General features: G+C 47.9%; 19 protein-coding genes. 2 read left to right on the forward strand and 17 right to left on the reverse strand.

Going from position 1 to position 16750, the window contains the following annotated elements:
* Positions 1-237: 237 nt before the first annotated feature.
* The 15 genes from spo0A to aroQ all read right to left on the reverse strand — a co-directional run bounded on the left by spo0A (position 238) and on the right by aroQ (position 13951).
* Complete coding sequence (spo0A, locus tag BV910_RS09020) at positions 238-969, reverse strand: sporulation transcription factor Spo0A (protein ID WP_074036711.1); 732 nt, start codon at positions 967-969, stop codon at positions 238-240.
* Complete coding sequence (gene recN, locus BV910_RS09025; protein WP_078147102.1) at positions 970-2667, reverse strand: DNA repair protein RecN; 1698 nt, start codon at positions 2665-2667, stop codon at positions 970-972. It lies immediately after the preceding gene.
* A gap of 13 nt (positions 2668-2680) precedes the next feature.
* Positions 2681-3130: a transcriptional regulator AhrC/ArgR gene (gene ahrC / locus BV910_RS09030; protein WP_012726567.1), complete on the reverse strand. Its 450-nt coding sequence runs from the start codon at positions 3128-3130 to the stop codon at positions 2681-2683.
* 156 nt (positions 3131-3286) lie between these two features.
* The gene (locus tag BV910_RS09035; RefSeq protein WP_078147103.1) at positions 3287-4102 is read right to left on the reverse strand and encodes a TlyA family RNA methyltransferase; all 816 of its coding nucleotides are present in this window, start codon (positions 4100-4102) and stop codon (positions 3287-3289) included.
* Between the two features lie 6 nt (positions 4103-4108).
* Positions 4109-6001 (reverse strand): 1-deoxy-D-xylulose-5-phosphate synthase, encoded by a 1893-nt coding sequence (gene dxs / locus BV910_RS09040; protein WP_205728308.1) that lies wholly within the window; start codon positions 5999-6001, stop codon positions 4109-4111.
* 123 nt (positions 6002-6124) lie between these two features.
* The gene (locus BV910_RS09045; protein ID WP_078147106.1) at positions 6125-7003 is read right to left on the reverse strand and encodes a polyprenyl synthetase family protein; all 879 of its coding nucleotides are present in this window, start codon (positions 7001-7003) and stop codon (positions 6125-6127) included.
* Positions 7000-7224 carry an exodeoxyribonuclease VII small subunit gene (gene xseB, locus BV910_RS09050; RefSeq protein ID WP_012726571.1) on the reverse strand — a complete coding sequence of 75 codons (225 nt, stop codon included), beginning with the start codon at positions 7222-7224 and terminating at the stop codon, positions 7000-7002. Before xseB ends, BV910_RS09045 begins: the two co-directional genes overlap by 4 nt.
* Positions 7199-8545, reverse strand: a complete 1347-nt coding sequence (gene xseA, locus BV910_RS09055) for an exodeoxyribonuclease VII large subunit (RefSeq protein ID WP_078147107.1) — start codon at positions 8543-8545, stop codon at positions 7199-7201. Before xseA ends, xseB begins: the two co-directional genes overlap by 26 nt.
* Entirely contained in the window at positions 8538-9374 is an 837-nt protein-coding gene (gene folD / locus BV910_RS09060; protein WP_031423334.1) for a bifunctional methylenetetrahydrofolate dehydrogenase/methenyltetrahydrofolate cyclohydrolase FolD, read from the reverse strand. Before folD ends, xseA begins: the two co-directional genes overlap by 8 nt.
* A 63-nt stretch (positions 9375-9437) precedes the next feature.
* Complete coding sequence (gene nusB / locus BV910_RS09065) at positions 9438-9824, reverse strand: transcription antitermination factor NusB (protein WP_078147109.1); 387 nt, start codon at positions 9822-9824, stop codon at positions 9438-9440.
* Between the two features lie 112 nt (positions 9825-9936).
* A complete protein-coding gene (gene accC, locus BV910_RS09070; RefSeq protein WP_078147110.1) occupies positions 9937-11280 on the reverse strand; it encodes an acetyl-CoA carboxylase biotin carboxylase subunit in 1344 nt (447 codons plus the stop codon).
* 7 nt (positions 11281-11287) lie between these two features.
* Entirely contained in the window at positions 11288-11737 is a 450-nt protein-coding gene (gene accB, locus BV910_RS09075) for an acetyl-CoA carboxylase biotin carboxyl carrier protein (protein ID WP_012726576.1), read from the reverse strand.
* Between the two features lie 117 nt (positions 11738-11854).
* Positions 11855-12421 carry an elongation factor P gene (efp, locus tag BV910_RS09080; RefSeq protein WP_012726577.1) on the reverse strand — a complete coding sequence of 189 codons (567 nt, stop codon included), beginning with the start codon at positions 12419-12421 and terminating at the stop codon, positions 11855-11857.
* A gap of 29 nt (positions 12422-12450) precedes the next feature.
* Entirely contained in the window at positions 12451-13518 is a 1068-nt protein-coding gene (locus BV910_RS09085) for a M24 family metallopeptidase (protein WP_041918052.1), read from the reverse strand.
* Positions 13514-13951, reverse strand: coding sequence for a type II 3-dehydroquinate dehydratase (aroQ, locus tag BV910_RS09090; RefSeq protein ID WP_012726579.1), 438 nt, complete (start codon positions 13949-13951; stop codon positions 13514-13516). Before aroQ ends, BV910_RS09085 begins: the two co-directional genes overlap by 5 nt.
* Before the next feature lie 141 nt (positions 13952-14092).
* Between aroQ and BV910_RS09095 the strand changes: the two genes are divergently transcribed.
* Positions 14093-15034 (forward strand): DUF1385 domain-containing protein, encoded by a 942-nt coding sequence (locus BV910_RS09095; RefSeq protein ID WP_078147111.1) that lies wholly within the window; start codon positions 14093-14095, stop codon positions 15032-15034.
* Between the two features lie 14 nt (positions 15035-15048).
* Positions 15049-15459 (forward strand): SA1362 family protein, encoded by a 411-nt coding sequence (locus BV910_RS09100; RefSeq protein ID WP_012726581.1) that lies wholly within the window; start codon positions 15049-15051, stop codon positions 15457-15459.
* A 23-nt stretch (positions 15460-15482) separates the two neighbouring features.
* On the opposite strand, the gene hpt is transcribed toward BV910_RS09100, so the two are convergent.
* Both hpt and mntR read right to left on the reverse strand, forming a co-directional pair.
* Positions 15483-16010 carry a hypoxanthine phosphoribosyltransferase gene (gene hpt, locus BV910_RS09105; RefSeq protein ID WP_078147112.1) on the reverse strand — a complete coding sequence of 176 codons (528 nt, stop codon included), beginning with the start codon at positions 16008-16010 and terminating at the stop codon, positions 15483-15485.
* Positions 16011-16184: 174 nt separating this feature from the next.
* The gene (gene mntR / locus BV910_RS09110) at positions 16185-16613 is read right to left on the reverse strand and encodes a transcriptional regulator MntR (protein ID WP_078147113.1); all 429 of its coding nucleotides are present in this window, start codon (positions 16611-16613) and stop codon (positions 16185-16187) included.
* Between the last annotated feature and the right edge of the window lie 137 nt (positions 16614-16750).

Genomic DNA, 16750 nt, shown 5'->3' on the forward strand with positions numbered 1-16750 from the left:
CACCTCTGAGCTATAATCGGATAGCGAACCGAGATGATTTGGTTTCTTCAAACGTTGCTCCGGAACAAGTTTGAAAAGCGTTCATCTGACGCTTGTCCAAGTAACTTGGTACATCTTTATTATAACAAAGGCCCACCATTTTGCAAGCGCTTTCTTTCATAAAGTAAATAAATCTTAAAGTAATTGTTTCATTAAAAAAGACTAAGTCCCATCACGACTTAGTCCTCATGAAATGATTCAATTATTCTTAAACGATACATACGTGACGAAGTACGAGATAAACTCCGAGTTTTTCGGGCTTCGCTCACGCTCCGGTCGCCCTTCGAACATCTCATGATCGCGCATGCCGTTCTCCCATGCCGTCTTGATTGCATGACGCATTGCTCGTTCTACACGAGAAGATGTCGTCTCATGCTCTTTTGCGACCATCGGATATAATTCTTTCGTGATGAGACCGAGCAAATCTTGGCGTTCTCGCACGTAAATGACAGCTTGACGGATATACTTGAACCCTTTGATTCGCGGAGAGATTCCGAGTTGCTGAAGCAGGAGTGAGATTTCAATTTCTTCTGGCGTCATTCCGTCGAATTCTCGATTTGTTCCTTCTGACAATTCACGAATTTTCGTTAATAACTGTTGAATATTGAACGGTTTGACGAGAAAATAAGAGGCCCCGAGTTGCACGGCCTGTTTCGTCACTTCATCTTTTCCAAACGCGCTCAACATGATCACTTCCGGTTTGTCATCACCTAATTCTTCATTTAGGCGTTGCAATACTCCGATCCCATCCAAATGCGGCATGATAATATCGAGTAAGAGTACATCCGGTTGGTGTGTCTTGACGACATCCAAGCATGTTTCTCCATCGTGTGCCGTACCTACGACACGAAGATCAGGCTCAGATTCTAATTGTCGGCTCAACAAATCGACGATTTCTCGATTGTCGTCCGCAATACATAATGTAATCACTTATGACACTCCTTTGATGAACTTCTGTTTTACTTGTTGTGACATCTCAAGTAATTCTTCGACGTGTTGCTTCGTCAAGTCTGTCATTTGAGCGCCAGCAATCATGCGACCCAATTCGTCGATTCGACTTTCACGGTCGAGGGACGTCACATTTGTTTTCGTCCGTTCATTCGTTTCGGTTTTCGTAATGTAAAGATGTTGGTCTGCCATCGCAGCAACTTGTGCCAAGTGCGTGATACAGAGGACTTGAGAGCCGACAGAAAGTCGGAAGATTTTTTCACCCATCGCCTGCGCGACACGTCCAGAGACCCCTGTGTCGACCTCGTCAAAAATAATGGAGGCCACTCCAACCGTTCTTGAAAAGATTGATTTGAGTGCGAGCATGACACGGGAAAGCTCTCCTCCTGAAGCGACTTTTGCGAGCGGTTTGAACGGTTCTCCAACGTTCGTCATCATGTAAAACTCTACGTCATCTAAACCATCTTGTTTAAGCGATGTGGTTTTGAAACGGACCTCGAACGCTGTTTTTTCCATATATAGTTCTTTCAACTCTCGATGAATCGCATGCTGAAGCGACTCCGCAGCCATCTTACGCGCTGAAGACAGTCTCATGCCAGCTTCTCTTGCAATTTGCTCTAATCGAATGAGTTCATCTGAGAGCGTTTGTAAATGCTCTTCCCGGTTCGTCATCGACTTCAATTCATCCGACACTTGTTCGCCATAGGTGATGACTTCTTCGATGGTCGTCCCATACTTTCGTTTCAATTGCTGGAAAAGAGCCAATCGTGACTCAATCTCATCCAATCGAATCGGGTCAAATTCGAGCGAATCTAACTGGTCCCGGAGTTGAAACTTTGCATCCTCCAACAAATAATAAGCGTTAGAGATGGTTTCCGATACAGATGTCAAAGACGAAGAGAGCTGTGACGCCTCTTCCATCTCGCGCATCGCCACTCCGATTTGATCGAGTCCATTTGACTCCTCGGCAACCGCCTCATACGAGAGACGAATGTGTTGATGAATGCGTTCAAAGTTGGCCAATTCATCCCGTTCTTCTGTCAACGCCTGTTCTTCCCCAACTTTTAATTCAGCCGCTTCGATTTCTTTCGTTTGAAACGACAAAAGATCCATTCGTTGAGCAAGCTCCTGCTCACTTTGACTAAGACGCTTCAATTCATCGGCGACTTGTTTCCAGGCCGCAAATGCCGTTTGATATTCCTCGACTAACGGACTGATTTCTTTTTCGGCGAAATGGTCTAATATGCCAAGGTGAAATTCCGCATCCATTAAATGTTGATGTTCATGTTGACCGTGAATATCGACCAGGAGCCGTCCGAACTCCCGTAACGTCGAGAGCGGCATCATTTTCCCGTTCACACGGCAGACACTCTTCCCGCTACTATGTAGGTCTCGACGTAAGATGACTGTCCCATCTTCAACATCGATGCCATATTGTTCGGCCGCTTCGATGACCGGGTGATCCGGTTCAATCATGAACAGACCTTCGATTTCAGCTTTATCTTGACCATATCGCACGAACTCACTTGAGCCACGTCCTCCAACAAGCAATCCAATCGCATCCAACAAGATCGATTTACCGGCACCTGTCTCACCCGTGAGCACAGTCATACCTCGATTAAACGGAATGTTTAATTCGTCAATAATCGCAAACTGTTTGATTGATAGTTCTGCTAACATACGTACGTTCACCTCATAACATTCCGAGTAGTCGATCGATGATTTGCTTCGCCTTCTCTTCGTCGCGTGCAATCATTAAAATCGTATCATCTCCACACACCGTCCCAATCAATTCATCCCATGATAGATGATCAATCAAGACGCCGATTGCATCAGCATTTCCCGGGAGCACTTTCATGACGACCAAATTTTGTGCAGAATCGACCGAGACGAAGCTGTCACTAAGGATTCGCTTCATTTTCCCGTATGGATTAAAGCGTTGATCGGCAGGCAGACTATACTTATATCGTCCATCGTTCAATGGGACTTTGACCAGATGTAACTCTTTAATATCCCGAGACACGGTTGCCTGTGTGACCGGATACCCCGAGCGACGTAGCTCGTCCACCAACTCATCTTGCGTCTCGATTTCTCGATTCGTCACAATGTCTCGAATTTTAATCAATCGCTGTCCTTTGTTCATAAGCGCTGACACCTCATTTTTCGTTTCACATACACATTATCATTCTAAAGTATTGTCGAAAAAAGGTCTAGCATTCCAGGTGGGATTTCCACCATTCCCCCATCTAGTAGACGAGTAAAGGAAAAAGCTACAGACGACGAGGTCTGTAGCATCATTTTATCCCTTCAGTTTGGCATGGGCCGCGTTTACGACCTCTTCGACTTGTAGCGATGGCGAGACGCCACCTACTCGAGTATACCGAGCGAAGAGAAGAAACTCGATGTTCCCATCCCCTCCAGTGATCGGAGAGTAATCCAGCGCTTCGACAAAGAAGCCTTCCGATGCGAAGTATCGGACCATATCGCTTGCGACTCGTTCATGGACGTTACGGTCCCGAACAATTCCTTTTTTCCCGACATCGGCCTTCCCTGCTTCAAATTGAGGTTTGACGAGCGCCATGACGACACCGTCTTGCTTCAAGATTTGTTTCAGCGGCGGCACCATCAGACGAAGCGAGATAAAGGAGACGTCAATCGTTGCGAAATCTGGTTGAATCGGGAACTGATCGGCCGTCGCGTGGCGGAAGTTCATCCGCTCCATGACGACGACGCGATCATCGCTCCGTAGTTTCCAGGCAAGCTGATTATAGCCGACATCGACCGCATACATTTGAGTCGCGCCGTTTTGAAGCGCACAGTCCGTGAACCCACCCGTCGATGAGCCGATGTCGATTCCGACTCGTCCAAAGACATCGAGCGGGAAGACGTCGAGCGCTTTCTCGAGTTTCAAGCCGCCACGTCCAACATAAGGAAGAACTTGACCCTTCACTTCGAGAGGGATATCATCAAACACTTTATCGCCCGCCTTGTCTAGACGTTCTGTCCCACTATAGACGAGACCGGCCATGACCGACCGTTTTGCCTTTTCCCGTGTTTCAGCAAGTCCACGTTCGACGAGCAATACATCTAATCTAGTTTTCTTTCTTTTTTCCATAATCCCTCACACATTCTGTCGATTTGTCTCCATGACGAACCGTTCAATCGATTCCGCCATTTGGGCAGGTCGCAGTCCAATCTCTTCTAGGAGCTGGTTGACACCGCCATGCTCGATATATCGATCCGGAATACCGAGACGTTGAATCCGTGGAAACGCTCCGGCTTCATTCGCGTGTTCAAGCACGCTACTTCCAAAGCCACCGGCGAGAGCAGCCTCTTCTAATGTCACGAGCGGAATCCCCTCTGCATAAAGTGAAGTCAGCATCGCATCATCGAGCGGCTTGATGCTACGACAGTTAATGACGCGCACACTGAGCTTACCTTCTAATAGTGCTCGGACTTCGAGGGCGTCTTGCACTTGAGGACCGAACGTCAAGATAGCGACATCTGTCCCTTCTGCCTCGACTTCCCAATCATCGAGTGAAATTACTTGAAGCGTCTCACTCATCGGAACACCGATCCCTTCGCCACGCGGGAAACGAATCGCAATCGGTCCACCATCGTAACGGAGTGCAGAATAAACGAGTTGTTGTAATTCTTCTTCATCTTTTGCCATCAAGATTCGAATGTTTGGCACGTGACGCATGAAGGCGATATCGAACACACCTTGGTGCGTCTCTCCATCCGCTCCGACAAGTCCAGATCGGTCAATCGTGAACACGACGTTCAAGTTTTGACGACAAATGTCATGGACTAGTTGATCATACGCGCGTTGGAAGAAGGTCGAATAAATCGAGACGACCGGTTTCAACCCTTGCGTCGCCTGTCCCCCAGCGAGGGTGACCGCATGTTGCTCGGCAATTCCGACATCAAACATACGCTCCGGGAATTTCTTCGTAAAGCAATCGAGTTTCGAACCGACACTCATCGCTGGTGTGATCAACGTCACCCGTTCGTCTGACTCAGCCACTTTCGTGATCGTCTCCGCGACGACTTTCGAATAGCTTGGTCCTTTCGGTTTGCCTTTGATGACTTCACCAGATTCAATTTTATAAGGTCCAAGACCGTGCCATGTTCCGACACCGTCCAATTCAGCCGGACGATATCCCTTCCCTTTTTTCGTAATGACGTGGACGAGAACCGGACCGTCGATTTTCTTCGCGTACTCAAGCGTTTCGAGCAAGTCTTTCAAATCATGCCCATCTGTCGGCCCAAAGTAAGTGAAGCCAAGTTCTTCAAAGAACGTTCCCGGAATGAGAGCAGATTTTAAGAGGTCCTTCACCCGTTCCCCGCTTCGTTCAAGTGAACTCCCGACGAGCGGGATGTGTTTGATGAGTGACTCCATTTCTTCTCGAGCATGCTTCAGCTTGCGCGATGCCCGGATACGACCAAGCATATTATGCATCGCTCCTACGTTCGGCGCAATCGACATCTCATTATCATTTAGAATGACAATCACGTTCTGTTTCTCGGCACCGATGTGATTGAGGGCTTCAAGTGCCATCCCCCCAGTCAAAGCACCGTCCCCGATGATGGCGATGGCACGATCGTTGGCGCGCCCTTTCAATTCATTCGCAATCGCAATCCCCATGGCTGCAGAGAGAGAAGTCGAACTGTGCCCTGTTTCCCACACATCATGCTCGCTCTCACAACGTTTCGGGAAACCACATAACCCATTGTATTGTCGGAGAGTATCAAACTGGTTCGTACGTCCTGTCAAAATTTTATGAACGTATGCTTGATGACCGACGTCCCATACGAGTTGGTCTTTCGGACTGTCAAATACACGGTGCAAGGCAAGCGTCAACTCTACAACTCCCAAGTTTGGCGCCAAATGCCCTCCCGTCACTGCCAATTTTTCAATCAAGAATCGTCTAATGTCTGAACCGAGCGATTCGAGCTCTGATACAGACATCCGTTTCAGGAACGACGGGTCTTGAATGGATGTCAAGTCCATAATGACCATCCTTTCTCCTCACATTTTACTGATTCGTACCTTACATTTTACAAGAATGTGACGGCATATGCCACACATTCCCCAAAACAAAGGTGACACGATGTGCTCATCGTGTCACCGAGGTCAATGATTTCGTTTCACTACAAATGATAGCATCTCAAGAAGTAACGGCGCTGGAACTGAAAGTGATTCAATTGCAGCGTGTGCCGCTCCCACTTCTTGCTCAAGAGCTTGCTTCGCTCCCTCTAAGCCGAGAAGCTTCGGATAAGTCGTCTTGTCATTCAATTCATCTGAGCCGACGCGTTTTCCGATTGCTTGTTCATCTCCGACGACATCGAGGATATCGTCTTGAATCTGAAAAGCGATGCCAAGATGACGTCCGAACTGTTTGAGGTGCATCCGATCTTCCACCGATGCCCCTGCCAAAATCGCACCGGCTTCAAGTGCATAGACGAGTAGCGCACCTGTCTTCCGTTCATGAATGGATTGGAGCTCTTCAAGTGTGACGTCGTTCCGCTTTTCAGCCAGCATATCATCCAACTGCCCACCGACCATACCTGAGCTACCGGCCGCCAATCCAAAAATACGAATAATCTCGACGACATCTAGCGCAGGGAGTGGCATCTGTGTGAGAATACGGAATGCGTCCGTCAATAAGGCGTCCCCAGCCAAAATAGCGGTCGCTTCATCAAACTGACGATGATTGGTCGGTCGTCCACGACGAAGATCGTCATCATCCATGGCCGGCAAATCATCATGGATGAGTGAGTATGTATGAACCATCTCTAAACTCGCCGCCACCTCACGTCCTCGCTCGAGTGACATGCTATACGTTTCAAGGACGGCATAGACGAGAGCAGGACGAATGCGTTTCCCGCTAGCCTCTAAAGAATACGTCATTGCGTCTCGTAATCGTTTCGGCATCTCACTCGACTCAATGAGTTCCTGCATCGCCAGTTCGACGGTCCGTTTCCACTTGTTCAAGTCATCGGTACGGTTCATGCGGATCCTCCTTTTTCACGAAGCGTCCCATCAAGTTCTAAAATTTCATCCATTTTTTTCTCGGCGGCAGAGAGTTTTGTCTGGCACAACGCAGACAAGCGGACACCTTCCTCATATAGGGTCATCGCTTCCTCTAACGGGACATCACCGCTCTCGAGTTGCGCGACGATCTGTTCGAGGCGCTCGAGCGCCGCCTCAAATGTCTGTTCTTTCTTCGTCACCGACAATCCTCTCCTTCACCTCAGCGATCGCATGACCATCCCGAAAACGAATCGAGATATCACCGTCACGTAATTGTTTCACGTTCTGCACATAGGCCCCATCTTGTTCAATGAACGTATATCCACGTGACAAGACGGCGAGCGGACTGACTGCATGCAACCGTCCAACCTGTTGTGCAAATTGTAGCGTTGCTTGTTCTAATGGTCTCGTTCGACGGAGTCGCTCGACCATATGATTGACTTCTTCCCCTTGCTTGGACAACGTTTTTGAAAATCGCTTTACATCTAGCTGCTGTGACAACTGACGGAGCTGATGAGTGGCTTGGGTGAGATGTCTCCTCATCCCTTGCTCGAGACGGATTTCTGACTGGGCGAATCGTTCCCGTTTTTGAGAAATCGTGTACCTCGGCGATTTTAATCCATAGCTATTGATCATCCGTTCCACACGGGTTCGCGAATCATCCAATTGCTCTCTGACGGCTTTGTGCAGATGGTTATCCAAACGTTCTACATCTTTTCGCTGCGCATCAATCATCGCGGTAGCGAGTTCAGCCGCCGCTGTCGGAGTCGCAGCTCGAACATCGGCGACGAAATCAGAAAGCGTAAAGTCTGTCTCGTGACCGACAGCAGAAATGATGGGAATCGTGGACGCATAGATTGCCTCCACCACAACATCTTCATTAAATGCCCAAAGCTCCTCGATGGAACCGCCACCGCGACCGACGATGAGTACATCACAATCGGTGCGTTCGTTCATCCAGCGAATGGCCGACGCCACTTGTGGAGCCGCCATTTCTCCCTGTACAGCTACAGGTGCGAACGTGATCGCCACATGTGGCGCACGACGACGAAGTGTGGTCGCGATATCGTGTAGCGCCGCTCCTTTTGGAGACGTCACGATCCCAACGCGCTCTGGAAACATCGGGAGCGGGTGCTTCCGCTCCTCGTCGAACCAGCCCATCTCCTCTAGTTCACGCTTTCTCGCCTCATATCGCTCAAACAATAGACCGATTCCGTCTTGTCGCATCAATTCGACGTACAGTTGTACATCTCCCGTCGCTTCATACATCGTCACCTTTGATACGGCGATGACTTTCATTCCATCTTTCGGTTCGAATTGAAGTTGTTTGGCATCGCGAGAAAACATGACGGCTTTCATCCGAGACGCGTCATCTTTCAACGTGAAATAACAATGACCGGATGAATAACGTTTGAAATTTGAGATTTCACCGATGACCGCGACTTGTCGAAGCAAGACATCATCATCAAGTTGTCGCTTCACATATCGAACAACTTCAGAAACCGGGAGTGGATTAGCCACGTGATGCAACCTCGACCGTATTATGCATGAGCATCGTGATGGTCATCGGACCGACACCACCCGGAACTGGGGTGATGGCACTCGCCTTTTCCTTAACAGCTTCATAGTCCACGTCACCGACTAGACGACCTTCGACCCGATTGACTCCGACATCGATGACAAGCGCGCCCGGTTTGACCATGTCTGCTGTGACTAAACCAGCACGACCGACCGCGACAATCAAAATATCCGCTTGTCGCGTCATCTCACCGAGGTCAGCTGTTTTCGAATGACAATACGTGACCGTTGCTGATTCATTCAAGAACAACATGCCTACCGGTTTACCGACAATCTGACTACGACCGACGACGACAACGTGCTTTCCGGCAATCTCGGTTTGTGTTTTTGCGAGATGTAAGATACCGTGCGGCGTGCACGGAAGTAACGTATCGAGACCGAGCATCATCTTCCCGACATTCTCAGGATGAAAGCCATCGACGTCCTTTTCAGGGGAGATACGCATGATGACTCGTGATTCGTCGATGTGTTTCGGCAAAGGAAGTTGCACGAGAATCCCATGAACTTCCTCATCCGCATTCATCAAATCAATCAAGTCGAGCAATTCCTTCTCGCTAATCGTCTCATCAAAACGGAGGACTTGTGAATCGATTCCGATTTCTTCTGCCGCCCGTTCCTTCCCGCGTACATAGCTATGACTCGCTGGGTCATCCCCAATCAACACTACTTTTAATTTCGGTACGATGCCACGTGCGCGAAGTTCCGCCACACGCTCTTTTAACGTTTCTCGATATGATGCTGCCACTTGTTTCCCGTCGATCACTACTGCCATCTCTCTCATCCCCCGTTGTCTTTAGGTTTTTCTGTAGTTGGTCTGGTGTCTTATCTCTATTTTTTAGTCTTCTTTAATGATATTTCCGAGTACGCCATTCACGAGTTTGCCGGCTTCTTCGTCCGCGAACGATTTCGCGAGTTCGACCGCCTCGTTAATAGTGACGTTCTCTGGAATCGTCTCGACGTATAACAATTCGAACGTTGCCATTCGAAGAATCGTACGCTCGACGTTTCCTAGGCGATCCAAGCGCCAGTTTTTCAAGTTTTCAACTAGTAATGCGTCGATATCTTCAATATGTTCTAGCGTCCCTGTGACGAGTTGTTCGTAAAACGGATCAGACTCTTCTCCATCTAATGCGAACTCGATTGCTTCGTCCACCTCTAATTTAGATACTTCGATTTGAAAAAGCGTTTGAATCGCTTTCTCTCGTGCTTCATGACGTTTCATTCAGTTACTCTCCTTTTACATGCTTTCATTGTGATAGTTTAGCATAAAGCACTCATAAATTCAGTACAAAAAACCAGGAAACCGAAATAATGTTCGGGCTTCCTGGTTCATGTTATTTTGCCAATGACATTTCTTTTTCAACGAATTTCGTATCGAACGTCCCGATGCGGAACTGCTCATGTGCCATGACTTGTTGATGGAATGGAATCGTCGTTTTAATCCCCGAAACCGTAAACTCATCCAAAGCACGCAACATTTTCAGAATGGCCTCATCACGCGTTGGCGCATGGACAATCAATTTCGCAACCATCGAGTCATAGAACGGCGGAATCATCGCTCCTGCATAGAGTCCACTATCGACACGGACACCCATACCGCCTGGAACAATATATTGGTCAATCTTCCCTGCCATCGGACGGAAGTCCATAAATGGGTCTTCCGCGTTGATTCGACACTCGATGGAATGTCCTGAGAACGTAATGTCCTCTTGTGAGATGGCAAGCGGATGTCCGAGCGCCACTTCAAGCTGCGCTTGAACGAGATCGAATCCTGTGATCATCTCGGTGACGGGATGCTCGACTTGGATCCGGGTATTCATCTCCATGAAATAAAACTCGTTTGATTCTGGAACGTAAATGAACTCGATGGTCCCCGCTCCCGAGTACTGAATGGCTTTTGCCGCTTTGACGGCCGCATCCCCCATCAATTGACGTGTCGTTTCATCAATCGCAGGTGATGGCGCCTCTTCGACTAGTTTTTGCATGCGACGTTGGATCGTACAATCACGTTCACCTAAGTGAATGACATTGCCGAATTGATCAGCGAGAACCTGCACTTCGACATGACGGAACGACTCGATGAACTTCTCAAGATACACGTCACCATTCCCAAACGCCTGCTTCGCTTCTTTACGTGTCGCGACCAATCCTGAAACGAGTTCGTGCTCGTCTCGAGCGACGCGAATGCCACGTCCTCCACCGCCGGCTGTCGCCTTGATGATGACCGGATAACCCATCTCACGTGCGAGTTCCATGGCTTCTTCGTCGGTGACGACCCCACTTGAACCCGGAACGACAGGAACACCTGACTCGATCATCGTTCGTTTGGCTTCATCCTTGATTCCCATTTTGCGAATCGCATAGCTGCTCGGGCCGACAAATTGAATCCCGCACGCCTCGCACATCTCGGCGAACTCGGCATTTTCAGCCAAAAAGCCGTAACCGGGATGTACCATCGTCGCATCCACGGCGCAGGCGACTGATAAGATATTAGGGATATTTAAATAGGAGTCCTTCGATGGATTCGGACCGATGCAATAAGCCTCGTCAGCCAGATGAACATGTAACGCTTCACGATCTGCCTCAGAGAAGACAGCGACCGTCGGAATATTCAATTCTTTTGCTGCACGTATGATTCGAACCGCGATTTCCCCGCGGTTAGCAATTAATAATTTCATAACGACCTCACTTCACGCTGAAGAGCGGTTGACCGAATTCGACGAGATCGCCATCGGCGACTAACACCTCTACGATTTCGCCACTGATTTCCGCTTCGACATCGTTAAACAGTTTCATCGCCTCTAGAATACAAACGATTTGTCCTGACTCGACACGATCGCCGACGTTCACGAACGCTTCTTTATCCGGTGCCGGACGTGAATAGAACGTTCCAACCATCGGCGAGGTGATAGTACGATAAGACGCCTTTTCTTGCGTCGGTTCTTCTGTTTGTTCATTTACTTGAGGAGCAGGCGCAGGCGGTGCGAATGCTTGTGTCTGCATGATCGGCGCGCTCACTGTTTGTTGCGCTTCTTTCTTTAATGACAGTTTGAAATCAGATGTTTCAAGCTCCATTTCATGGACTGATGATTGGTCCAATAATTGAATAAGCTCTTTAATTTGATCGATTTGCATCTTTCTTACCCCCTGTTTATACCTGGTACTAATCTCTCCTTCACTATAACTGGTCAGACCAATGAATGCAACGAGAAAAAAAGAGCACCCATTCATTCGAATGAGCACTCGTAAGGATTAACCGTTATAACGACCCATGAACTCTCCAGTACGTGTATCGACTGTCACTTTTTCACCTGGTTCGATGAAAAGTGGCACTTGAATGACGTGTCCTGTTTCCACTGTCGCGTTTTTCTTCACGTTCGAGGCCGTGTCACCTTTTACGCCCGGGTCTGCTTCGACGATCGTCAAGACAACGCTCGTTGGAAGCTCGATTCCAAGAATCTCCCCTTCGTAGTCCGCGATGCTGACTTCCATGTTCTCAAGCAAATATGGAAGTGCTGATTTGACTTGAGCGCTTGTCAATTCAAGTTGCTCGTATGATTCATTGTCCATGAAGACATACGTGTCGCCCATTGGATAGAGATATTGCATGCGTTTACGCTCGATGTGTGCGCGTTCGATTTTCTCTCCGCCACGGAACGTCGTTTCTTGGATTGCCCCGTTACGCAAGTTACGCATTTTCGTACGAACGAATGCCGCGCCTTTACCCGGTTTTACGTGTTGGAACTCGATGACTTGCCAAATCGAACCGTCAGACGTTTTAACCGTCAATCCTGTTTTTAAATCGTTAACTGATACCATGTTGATTTCCTCCTAAATTCAGATGAAGCTTATGCCTCGATCGTAATTAACTCTTTTGGCGACTGTGTCAGACGGTAGCATCCGTCTTCTGTGATGACGACATCGTCTTCAATCCGGCAACCACCGACACCGTTGATGTAAATACCCGGCTCGATTGTCACGACCATACCAGGTTCGAGCACCGTTTCCGAACGGAACGATAATCCTGGGGCCTCATGCACTTCCATTCCAAGACCATGTCCTGTCGAGTGGCCGAAGTACTCGCCATATCCAGCTTCTTTAATAATATCGCGTGTCAATGCATCCGCCTCAATGCCAGTGATTCCGGCACGTGTGCCTTCTACACCAGCAAGTTGGGCACGAAGTACCGTATCGTAGATTTGACGCAACTCATCCGAAATCGGACCGATTGCAAGGGTACGCGTGATATCTGAACAGTACCCTTTATAGTAAGCCCCGAAATCAAGCGTAACCAATTCTCCAGTTTCAATGACTTTATCACTTGCCACACCGTGCGGTAGCGCCGAACGGAGACCCGAGGCGACAATCATGTCGAACGATGACGAGTCGGCACCTTTTGAACGCATGAACATTTCGAGTTCGTTCGCGACTTCTCTCTCGGTACGACCAGGACGGATGAACGTCTGGATATGGGCGTACGCCGCATCAGCGATTGCCGCAGCTTCCTTCATAATCTTAATCTCTGATTCATCCTTAATCAAGCGCAGTTTTTCTACGATTCCAGACGTTTCGATAAGTTGAGCGTCCACTTCTTTTTCATAGGCACGATATTGCCCCACTGTCATCGCATCCTGCTCAATGCCAAGGCGCTTGATGGATTCACGTGACACGACATCTGCTACCGACTTAATGAGTGACGTATCAAGCTCGATGATGTCATACCCTTTCACTTGATCGTTCGCCTGTTCCGTGTAACGGAAGTCCGTGATAAAACTTGCCGAATTCGACGTGATGACGATGACACCGCTCGATCCTGTGAAACCAGATAAGTAGCGGATATTCTCACGTTTTGTGACGAGCAACGCATCAATCTCGTTTTCTTCTAACTGTGCTTGCAGTTTGTTTACGCGTTCAATCATGTCGATTCCTCCAATGTTCGATTAGTGCATGCATCGCTAACGTATAGCTCGTGAGTCCAAAACCGGTAATGACACCGATACAGACGGCAGCAAGTTTCGACTCATGCCGAAAGGTCTCGCGTGCATGCACGTTCGAGATATGTACTTCAACGACCGGGGCAGCGATAGCGGATATGGCATCCCGGATCGCAATCGATGTATGCGTATAGGCACCCGCATTCAAAATGACACCTTCATAATCAAAAGCGTCATGCAGCGCATCAATTAAATCTCCCTCATGATTCGATTGTTTAAAGGTGAGTTCAACGTCTTCTGGAGCGCGCAGCATCAGTTCTGCCGCCAATCCTTTCAACGACACATCGCCATATACATCCGGTTCACGACGACCCAGTAGATTTAAATTCGGTCCATTTAAAACTAAAATCCGCAACCTTCTTCCCCCTCGTTCGTCAAGTCTTATCTATTGTAACAAATTTATCGAAAGAACGTGAATCGAGCCTTCTGCCCTTTCGTTTTTTTTACAAATCACGGTATAATTCAAGTACAACATTTGAAGAATCGAGGAAAGTGAATGAATTCTAAACCAACCATCCCAGTCGGGGGACAGGCGCTTGTGGAAGGCGTCATGTTTCAAGGCCGCTCTGAAAGCGCATCTGCCATCCGGCGAAAAGATGGCTCGATTGAAACATTCGAGCAAGCGCGCATTCTTGTCCCTTGGGTCCAATCGTTAAAAAAAGTACCGTTCTTGAGAGGGATTGTCGCGCTTTACGAATCGTTAAAGAACGGTTCTGCACATATGAACTTTGCGAGCGATCGATATGATGTCGACCCGAGTGAAGATACGAACACGAGCGAAGACCAAAAACAGAGCATATGGATGATTGCCATCATCGCAATCGTCGGTGTCATCTCATACGTGTTTGGTAAATTGATTTTCAATGTGACGCCTGCACTGCTCGCGGCTATGTTTCAAGACGTGCCTTTATTTTCCGGACATGTGATTCAAAACCTCCTTGAAGGGGGAATAAAATTAGTATTGTTACTCAGCTACCTCTACTTGATATCATTGACGCCACTCATTAAGCGCGTCTTCCAATATCACGGCGCTGAGCATAAAGTCATCAATTGCTATGAGTCCGGGCGTCCGGTCACGGTTGAACAAGTACGCCAAAGCTCGCGATTGCATTATCGCTGTGGCTCGAGTTTCATTATATTCACCGTCTTCGTCGGGATTGGCGTTTATATGATTGTGCCAATCGACCCGCTCTGGTTGCGACTCGTCAGCCGAATCGCGCTATTGCCGGTCGTCATCGGAATCTCATTTGAAGTCCTTCAGTTTACCAATCGTTTCCGCGACCATCGCTTTCTGTCATTCCTCGGCAAACCGGGCCTGTCGCTCCAATTATTGACGACACGAGAGCCGAATGATGAGCAGATTCAAGTCGCGATTGAAGCATTTGAGACATGGGAACGAAAAGAGTTAGGAGAATCGGTCATTCATAGAGAGGGATAAGAGGAGGAAGCACCATGATCAGACAAAGAGTCGGTTCGATCGCTGCAACAATCGTGTTTATCCTTGGCTTCATCGGGGTCGGGCATATGCTTGCCACCGATCCGGGTCGCCTGTTTAGACAATTGTTGTTCATCGGGATATTCGGGTTAGTCTTTTATGTGATCTATCGCGTCTTCATGGCACCACGTATGTCTGCAGAAGATGCACGCTATCGTAAAACCGCGCAAGCCTCAAAAAAACGAATGCAGGGAAGTCGTGGTCCTCAAGTCAAACCTTCCGCTTCCGCTAAAAACCGGAAAGCGAAGAAACCTGGTTCGAACGTCACCAAGTTATCTAAACGTTCAACCGTACATCGTAGCAATCCTCCACACTTAACAGTGATTGAAGGAAAAAAAGGCAAGAAGAAAAAGAAAGCAAACATGTAAAAGGAGCGCCGCGGCGCTCCTTTTTATGTCGTCTCTACATATCCGATATATGGAAGATTCCGATATTGCTCCGCATAATCGATTCCATATCCGATGACAAACTCATCAGGAATTTCGAACCCGACATAGTCTGCGTCCAATTGAACGAGTCGACGCATCGGCTTGTCGAGAAGCGTACAAATTTTCAACTGTTTCGGTTGATGAAGCTCCATATGTTTACACAAGAATTTCAACGTCTGTCCCGTGTCGATGATGTCCTCGATAATGACGACATACTTTCCTTCCACATCTAAATCCAAGTCCTTCCGAAGCTGCACACTCCCACTCGAGACCGTCTTTTTCCCGTAAGAAGACGTCGCGACCGTATCGAGCTGAACGCTGCCTTTCATGTATCGCATCAAGTCTGCCGCAAAGACCATCGAACCCTTTAACACGGCGACGATCACGATTGGTGTTCCCTCTGCATCGTTCTCAATTTCTTCAGCCAACTCTTTCACACGTGTTTGAATCTGCTGTTCATCAAACAGTTTTCCTTTGATTTGAATCTCCATTTATCCGGCGAATGTTCGCCGTCACCCCCTATCTATTCAATCCACGATTCATCTTAACATAATAATAACTAAAAAATATACATTCTATGATAAATATGAATGATTCGTTCGTATTTTAGCGATGGTAAACCAAATAAAAAGCGACAATCGAGTTCGAATGTCGCTTTTCACATATTATTCCTCTGAAGCTCGCTCTTGATCCCGAAATTCTCTGAATTGATCCATGAGCTCAGGCTTATCTTCAAAAAATTCCACGAACTGTGTCATACAGTCAAGTGTGTTCGAGCTGAGATGATGTTCGATTCCCTCGACATCCTCGTACACATCTGCCTCATCCACTCCGATTAGACGTAAAAAAGACTCGAGCATCGCATGACGCTCGACCAATCGCTTCCCTACTTTTTGACCTTTTTTTGTAAGCATGAGACCACGATACTTTTCATACACCAGATATTCTTCACGGTCCAACTTTTGAACCATTTTGGTGACAGAGGAGGGATGGACCCCTAAATGTTCCGCAATGTCAGATACACGCGCATAGCCTTTCTCTGACATCAACAAATAAATACGTTCTAAATAATCTTCCATACTCGGTGTCGGCATGGGCACGACCTCCCCTTATGTTCCGGTTTCCATTCTTTATTTTATCCTAACTAGAATGAAATCGAAAGGGAAAGCCCCGATTGATTGAGTCAATCATTGTCTCATGACCTTAAATTCATTATAATGAGATATGGTAA

The organism is Exiguobacterium sp. HVEsp1 (genome assembly GCF_002009685.1).
Taxonomy (GTDB): Bacteria; Bacillota; Bacilli; order Exiguobacteriales; family Exiguobacteriaceae; genus Exiguobacterium; species Exiguobacterium profundum.

What these genes read in the sequence shown, in the direction of transcription:
- recN (WP_078147102.1), bottom strand. Translation starts at nt 2,667, where the DNA reads ATGTTAGCAGAACTATCAATCAAACAGTTTGCGATTATTGACGAATTA.
- ahrC (WP_012726567.1), bottom strand. Translation starts at nt 3,130, where the DNA reads ATGAACAAAGGACAGCGATTGATTAAAATTCGAGACATTGTGACGAAT.
- BV910_RS09035 (WP_078147103.1), bottom strand. Translation starts at nt 4,102, where the DNA reads ATGGAAAAAAGAAAGAAAACTAGATTAGATGTATTGCTCGTCGAACGT.
- dxs (WP_205728308.1), bottom strand. Translation starts at nt 6,001, where the DNA reads ATGGACTTGACATCCATTCAAGACCCGTCGTTCCTGAAACGGATGTCT.
- BV910_RS09045 (WP_078147106.1), bottom strand. Translation starts at nt 7,003, where the DNA reads ATGAACCGTACCGATGACTTGAACAAGTGGAAACGGACCGTCGAACTG.
- folD (WP_031423334.1), bottom strand. Translation starts at nt 9,374, where the DNA reads ATGGCAGTAGTGATCGACGGGAAACAAGTGGCAGCATCATATCGAGAA.
- nusB (WP_078147109.1), bottom strand. Translation starts at nt 9,824, where the DNA reads ATGAAACGTCATGAAGCACGAGAGAAAGCGATTCAAACGCTTTTTCAA.
- accC (WP_078147110.1), bottom strand. Translation starts at nt 11,280, where the DNA reads ATGAAATTATTAATTGCTAACCGCGGGGAAATCGCGGTTCGAATCATA.
- accB (WP_012726576.1), bottom strand. Translation starts at nt 11,737, where the DNA reads ATGCAAATCGATCAAATTAAAGAGCTTATTCAATTATTGGACCAATCA.
- efp (WP_012726577.1), bottom strand. Translation starts at nt 12,421, where the DNA reads ATGGTATCAGTTAACGATTTAAAAACAGGATTGACGGTTAAAACGTCT.
- BV910_RS09095 (WP_078147111.1), top strand. Translation starts at nt 14,093, where the DNA reads ATGAATTCTAAACCAACCATCCCAGTCGGGGGACAGGCGCTTGTGGAA.
- BV910_RS09100 (WP_012726581.1), top strand. Translation starts at nt 15,049, where the DNA reads ATGATCAGACAAAGAGTCGGTTCGATCGCTGCAACAATCGTGTTTATC.
- hpt (WP_078147112.1), bottom strand. Translation starts at nt 16,010, where the DNA reads ATGGAGATTCAAATCAAAGGAAAACTGTTTGATGAACAGCAGATTCAA.
- mntR (WP_078147113.1), bottom strand. Translation starts at nt 16,613, where the DNA reads ATGCCGACACCGAGTATGGAAGATTATTTAGAACGTATTTATTTGTTG.